Source organism: Actinomadura sp. NPDC048032, assembly GCF_040653175.1.
GTDB classification, from domain to species: Bacteria; Actinomycetota; Actinomycetes; order Streptosporangiales; family Streptosporangiaceae; genus Spirillospora; species Spirillospora verrucosospora.
This window is the reverse complement of sequence record NZ_JBEZJP010000424.1, coordinates 1-7180: the sequence shown is the minus strand read 5'-3', so window position 1 is coordinate 7180 and position 7180 is coordinate 1. Positions and strand designations below refer to the sequence as shown.

The 7180-nt window shown below is 76.0% G+C and carries 1 protein-coding gene; it reads left to right on the top strand.

What is annotated here, in order from left to right:
• A partial coding sequence (locus AB0C69_RS35110) for an amino acid adenylation domain-containing protein (protein WP_360359527.1) occupies nucleotides 1–7180 on the top strand: 7180 nt, incomplete at both ends.

Here is a 7180-nt window from a genome sequence, read left to right as displayed (position 1 = left end):
GACCGACGTCGTCGCCCTCTTCGAGGAGCAGGCGGCCCGCACTCCGGACGCCACGGCGATCGAGGCGGGCGGCGCCGCCCTCACCTACGCCGAGCTGGACGAGCGGGCGTCCGCGCTCGCCGCCGAGCTGCGCGCCCGGGGCGCCGGGCCGGAGAGCGTCGTCGCGCTCGCGCTGCCGCGCACGCCCGATCTCGTCGTCGCCCTCCTCGGGGTCCTGAAGGCGGGCGCCGCCTACCTGCCGCTGGACCTCGACCATCCCGCCGACCGGCTCGCCTACATGCTGGACGACGCCGGGCCCCTCTGCGCGATCGTCACCCGCGACACCGCGCCGCTGCTCCCCGAAGCCACCGAACTCCTGGTGCTCGGCACCAACCTCCGCGACGTCGGAAACACCCGCACGGCGCCTCCGCGTCCGGACGACCTCGCCTACGTCATCTACACCTCCGGCTCCACCGGCCGCCCCAAGGGCGTGGCGATCCCGCACGGCGCGCTCACGAACTTCCTGCTCACCACCCGTGCCCGGCTGGACCTCGGCGCCGGCGACCGGCTCGTCGCCGTCACCACCGTCGCCTTCGACATCGCCGCCCTGGAACTGTTCGTCCCGCTGATCAGCGGCGCGACGGTCGTCTTCGCGGGCCGTGACACGGTCCGCGACCCGGCCGCCCTCGCCGGGCTCCTGGCGGACGCGACGATCGTCCAGGGCACCCCGTCGCTGCTCGGCACGCTCGACCCGCAAGCGTTGAAGGGGCTGCGCGTCCTGGTCGGCGGTGAGGCGCTGCCGCCCGCCCTCGCGGCGTCGCTCGCGGAGTCGGCGACGCTCGCCACCAACATGTACGGGCCGACCGAGGCGACGATCTGGGCGACGTCCGCGGACCTTCCCGCGGACGGCATCGGCACGCCCTTCTGGAACACCCGCGCCCACATCCTGGACGCCGCCCTCCGCCCGGTCCCGCCGGGTGTCCCCGGCGAGCTGTACCTGGCGGGCGCGCAGCTCGCCCGCGGCTACGCCGGCCGCCCCGACCTGACCGCGGAGCGCTTCGTCGCCGACCCGTCCGGCCCGCCCGGATCCCGGATGTACCGGACGGGCGACCTCGCGCGGCGCGCCCGCGACGGGTCCGTCGAGTACCTCGGCCGCACCGACGACCAGGTGAAGATCCGCGGGTTCCGGATCGAGCCCGCCGAGGCGCAGGCCGTGCTCGCCGCGCAGCCGGGCGTCGCGCAGGCCGCGGTCGCCGTCCGCGAGGACCGCCCCGGCGATCCCCGTCTGGTCGGCTACTACGTCCCCGCCGAGAGACTGGACGAAGCAGCCCTGCGCGACGCGCTCGCCGGCGCGCTGCCCGAGTACATGGTGCCGTCCGCCCTGATCGCCCTGGAGGAACTGCCCCGCACGGTCAACGGCAAGCTCGACCGCGCCGCGCTGCCCGCGCCCGAGGCCGAGGTGTCGGGACGGGCGCCGCGCGACGCCCGCGAGGCCGCCCTGTGCGCGATCTTCGCCGAGCTGCTCGGCGTCGAGGGCGTCGGCATCGACGACGACTTCTTCGCGCTCGGCGGGCACTCGCTGCTGGCGGCGCGCCTCGCGGCCAGGGCCCGGACCGTCCTCGGCGCGGAGCCGTTGATCGCGGACGTGTTCGAGGCGCCGACCGTCGCCGCGCTCGCGCCCCGCCTGGTCGCGACCGGCGCCGTCCGCGTCCGCGACGTCGCGCGGCCCGAGATCGTCCCCGCGTCGGCGGCGCAGCGCGGCCTCTGGCTGGAGGAGCGGCTCCGCGGCCCGTCGGCGTCCTACTCGCTGCCGCTCGGGATCCGCCTGCACGGCCCGGTCGACGAGGACGCCCTCGACCGGGCGTTCGCCGATGTCGTGGCCCGCCACGAGGCGCTGCGCACGCTCCTCGTCGAGGGACCGGACGGCCTGCCCGTCCAGCGCGTCCTCGACCCGGACGTCCCCGCCGGCCTCGCCGTCGTCGACGCGCGGGACGAGACGCCGGAAGGGCTCGCGGCCATCGAGAAGGCCGCCACCGCGCACGTCTTCGACATCGGGCGCGACCTCCCCGTCCGCGGCACCCTCGTCCGGACGGGCGACGCCGGCTGGTCGCTGATCCTCCTCCTGCACCACGCCGCCGCCGACGAATGGTCGTTCACACCGTTGCTGGCCGACCTGGCCCGCGCCTACGAGGCCCGCCGGGACGGACGGGCCCCCGGCTGGGAGCCGCTGCCCGTCCAGTACGCCGACTACGCGACCTGGCAGCGCGAGACGTCCCCCGGCACGGCGCCGCAGCTCGACTTCTGGGCGGACGCGCTCTCCGGGCTGCCCGAGGAGACGGTCCTGCCGTTCGACCGGCCCCGCCCGGCCGAGGCGAGCCGCCGCGGCGGGCTGGTGCCGTTCCGGCTCCCGGCGGAGGGGGCGCGGCGCCTCGCGCGCGACACCGGCGCCAGCGTGTTCATGGTGCTGCACGCCGCCGTCGCCGCGCTGCTCCAGCGGTCCGGCGCGGGCGACGACGTCGCCGTCGGCTCCCCGATCGCCGGGCGCGCCGACGACGACCTCGCCGGCCTGGTCGGCGTCTTCGTCAACCCGCTGGTGCTGCGCACCGACCTGTCCGGCGATCCGACCTTCGCCGAGCTGCTCCGGCGCGTCCGGGCCGCCGACCTCGCCGCGTTCTCCCGCGCCGACGTCCCCTTCGAGCGGGTCGTCGAGCGGCTCGCGCCCGAACGCTCCCTCGCCCGCAGCCCCCTGTTCCAGGTGATGATCGTCCACCAGAGGCTGGAGGACGTGCGGCTCGCGCTGCCCGGCGTGCGCGCCGAGCCGTTCCTGCCGGAGACCGGCGGCGTGAAGTTCGACCTCGACCTGTACTTCGCGGAGGGCGACGACGAGATCGAGGGGTTCGCCGCGTTCGCCGCCGACCTGTTCGACGCTTCGACCGTCGAGCGGTTGACCGACGACCTCGGCGCGCTGCTCGCCCAGGTCACCGCGGACCCCGGCCGGCGGCTGTCCTCCCTCGGCGCGCCCGTCGAGCACCCCGACACCGCGCGGGAGTTCCCCGTCCGGACGGCCGCCGGGCTCATCGAGGCGCAGGTGGAGCGGACCCCGCACAGGACCGCCGTGGTCTTCGGCGACACCGCCCTCACCTACGCCGACCTCGACCGCCGCGCCGAGGCGCTCGCCGACCGCCTCGCCGCCGCCGGGGCGGGCCCCGAGCATGTCGTCGCGCTCGCGCTGCCCCGCTCCGACGAGTTCGCCGTCGCCCTGTACGCGGTGCTGAAGACGGGGGCCGCCTACCTGCCGATCGACCTGTCGTACCCGCCCGCCCGCGTCGCCGCGATGCTCGACGCCGTCCGGCCGCTGCTGGTGCTCGGACGCGACGAGCCGCCGCGGGACGCACCCCGCCGCGAACGCCCCGACGTCCGCCCCGACCACACGTCCTACGTCGTCTTCACCTCCGGCTCCACCGGGACGCCCAAGGCCGTCGCCGGCACCCAGCGCGCCCTCGCCAACCGCCTCGCCTGGGGCGCCGGCCTCGCCGCGCCCGGCGTCCGCGCCGCCAAGAGCTCGCCCGCGTTCATCGACGGGACGACCGAAGTGCTCGGCGGCCTGGTCGCGGGCGACACGGTCGTCATCGCCGACGCCGAGACGGCCGCCGACGCCGTCGCGCTCGCCGACTTCGTCGACCGACACGGCGTCGGCCTCGTCACGCTCGTCCCGAGTCTGCTGGCGGTCCTCGCGGACAACGGCCTGCCGCCCTCGGTCACCACCTGGATCAGCAGCGGCGAGGCGCTCCCCAGCGCGCTCGCCGAGCAGGTCCCGGGGCGGCTGGTCAACCTGTACGGATGCTCGGAGGCCGCCGGGGACAGCCTCATCGCCGAGGCGGGCGGGCTGCGGCCCATCGCCAACACCCGCGCTCACGTGCTGGACGCCGCGCTCCGCGAGGTGCCCGTCGGGGAGCTGTACCTCGCGGGCGACGGCCTGGCGCGCGGATACCTCGGCGACCCCGCCCGCACGGCCGAGCGCTTCGTCGCGAACCCGTTCGGCCCGCCCGGCTCCCGCCTCTACCGCACCGGGGACCGCGTCCGCCGCCGCCCGGACGGCGGGCTGGACTTCCTCGGCCGCGCCGACGAGCAGCTCACGATCCGCGGCTTCCGGATCGAGCCGGGGGAGGTGGAGTCCGCGCTCGCCGCCCTGCCCGGGGTGCGGCGCGCCGCCGTCGCCGCGCACGGATCCCGCCTCGTCGGCTACGTCACGGGCGACGTCGAACCGGAGGCGCTCGACACCGCGCTGCGAGCGGTGCTGCCCGACTATCTCGTCCCCGCCGAACTCGTCGTCCTGGACGAGCTTCCCCTCAACCCGAACGGGAAGGTCGACCGGCGCGCCCTTCCGGAGCCCGGACGCCCAGCGGGCGGGCGGGCCCCGGCCACCGCGCCCGAACGCGTCCTCGCCCGCCTCGCCGCGACCGTCCTCGGCCGCGACTCCGTGGGCGCCGACGACGACTTCTTCCGCACCGGGGGCGACAGCATCAGCGCGGCGCTCCTCGTCGCCCGCGCACGCCGCGCCGGCCTGTCGTTCACCGTCCGGGACGTCTTCCGGCTGCGGACCGTCGAGGCCCTCGCCCGGACCGCCGCGCCCTCCGAGGAGACCAAGCCCGCCCGGACGGGGGACCCGGCCGGTGAGCTTCCGCTATCGCCGCTCCAGGAGGGCCTGCTCTACCACCTGATGCTGGCCGGTGAGGACCGCGACATCTACGTCCAGCAGGCCGTGGTGACGCTGTCAGGACCGGTCGACCCCGAGCGGATGGCGCGGGCCGTGCGCGCCACGCTGGAGAAGTTCCCGAATCTCCGCGCCGGGTTCCGGACCGACGGCGACCGCGCGGTCCAGTTCGTCCCGGACGACTTCGAGACCCCGTGGACGCACGCCGACGTGGCCCCGCAGGACCTGGAGGCGTTCGTCGACGCCCAGCGCGCCGCGCCGTTCGACCCCGCCGCGCCGCCGCTGATCCGCTTCGCCCTCGCCCGCCTGGCCGAGGACGACCACCGGCTGGTCCTCACCTCCGAGCTGATCCTGCTGGACGGCTGGTCCGGCGGCCTGCTCGTCACCTCGCTGCTCGGCGCCTACACCGACGCCGCCGCCGAGGCCCGCCGCCCCGTCCCGCCCTTCCGCGCGTTCCTCGACTGGGTGAACGGCCGCGACAGGACCGCCGCGGCGGACGCCTGGCGCCGCGCGCTCGACGGCTTCGACGAGCCCGCCCTCGTCCGGCCGGGCCTGGTCGACGCGCGCGCCGACCTCGCGGGCGCCGGAGAGGTGCACCGCGCGCTGCCCGCCGGCCTCGCCGAGCGCCTGGACGAGGTCGCACGGGAGCGGGGCGTCACGCCCGGAACCCTCTTCCAGACCGCGTGGGGCCTGGTCCTCATGGGCCTGACCGGACGCGACGACGTCGTCTTCGGCGCCTCGGTCTCCGGACGCCACCCCGACGTGGACGGCGTCGAGTCGATGGTCGGCCTGCTGTTCAACACCGTCCCCGTCCGCGTGCAGGCGGGCCCGGCGGACGCCCTCGCCACCGTCCTCGACCGGGTCCAGGCCGCGCAGTCCGAGCTGTTCGACCACTCCTTCGTCGCCCTCGCCGACGTCCAGCGCGCCACCGGGCTCGGCACCCTCTTCGACACGCTGTTCGTCTTCCAGAACTTCCCGGGGATGCCGACCGGCCGCGCCTTCGGACCGGACGGCGACCTGCGGGTCCTCGGGCGCGAGGTCCGCGACGCCACCCACTACCCGATCACCATGGTCGTCGAGCCGGACGCCGGTCTGCGCGTCATGTACCGGGGCGACGCGTTCACCGAAGCCGAGGCCGAACGCGTCACCGACCGCTACGTCCGGGTCCTGAGGCGCCTCGCCGAAGCGCCCGAGACCCCGTGCCACCGGCTCGACCTCCTTCTCCCGCCGGAACACGACCGGCTCCGGCGCGACTGGGACGAGGCGCGGCACCCCGTGCCCGAGCTGACGGTCGCGGAGCTGCTCGCCGAGCGCGCGGCCGAGCGGCCCGGCGACCCCGCGCTCGTGTCCCTCCCGGACGTCCGCCTCACCTACGGCGAGCTGAACGCCGAGGTGAACCGGCTCGCGCGGCTCCTGCTGGCCAACGGCGCCGGTCCCGAGAAGGTCGTCGCGCTCGCCCTGCCGCGCTCGGCGCGGATGGTCGTCGCCCTGTTCGCCGTCCTGCGCACGGGCGCCGCCTACCTGCCGCTGGAACTGGACTACCCGGCCGACCGGCTCGACTTCATGCTCAAGGACGCGGCGCCGGTCTGCCTGGTCTCGCATCGCCACATCGCCGCCGGCCTCGCGCACTCCGGGGCCACCCTCGCGCTGGACGACCCGGCGACCGCCCAGGCCCTCGCGGCGCAGCCCGGCCACGACCTGGAACCGGACGAGGTCCCCGGCTTCGCGCCCGGCACGCCCCGCAGGCTCGACCACCCCGCCTACGTCATCTACACGTCGGGCTCCACCGGGCGGCCCAAGGGCGTGGTGACGCCCTACCGGGGCCTCACCAACATGCAGTTCAACCACCGCGCCAACATCTTCGACCCGGTGGTCGCGTCGGCGGGGCGCCGCCTCCGCATCGCCCACACCGTCTCCTTCTCCTTCGACATGTCGTGGGAGGAGCTGCTCTGGCTCGTCGAAGGCCACGAGGTGCACGTCTGCGACGAGGACCTCCGCCGCGACGCCCAGGCCCTCACCGCCTACCTGCGGCAGCACGAGATCGACGTCATCAACGTGACGCCGACCTACGCCCAGCAGCTCCTGGAGGAGGGGCTCCTCGACGGCGGGCACCGGCCGCCCCTCGTCCTCCTCGGCGGCGAGGCCGTCCCGGCGTCGGTGTGGGAGCGGCTCGCGCGCGCCGACGGCGTCCTCGGCTACAACCTCTACGGCCCGACCGAGTACACGATCAACACCCTCGGCGGCGGGACGGGGGACAGCGCGACACCGACGGTCGGCAAGCCGATCTGGAACACCCGCGGGTACGTCCTGGACGCCTGGCTGCGCCCCGTCCCGCCGGGTGCGCCGGGCGAGCTGTACATCGCGGGCGCCGGGCTGGCGCGCGGCTACCTCGGCCGCGCGCTTCCAGAACCAGTGCGCGGTGGAGTCCCTCTGCCAGACGCAGGTCACCACCGGCGGCGACGTCAAGATCGGCACCTTCCGGCAGAG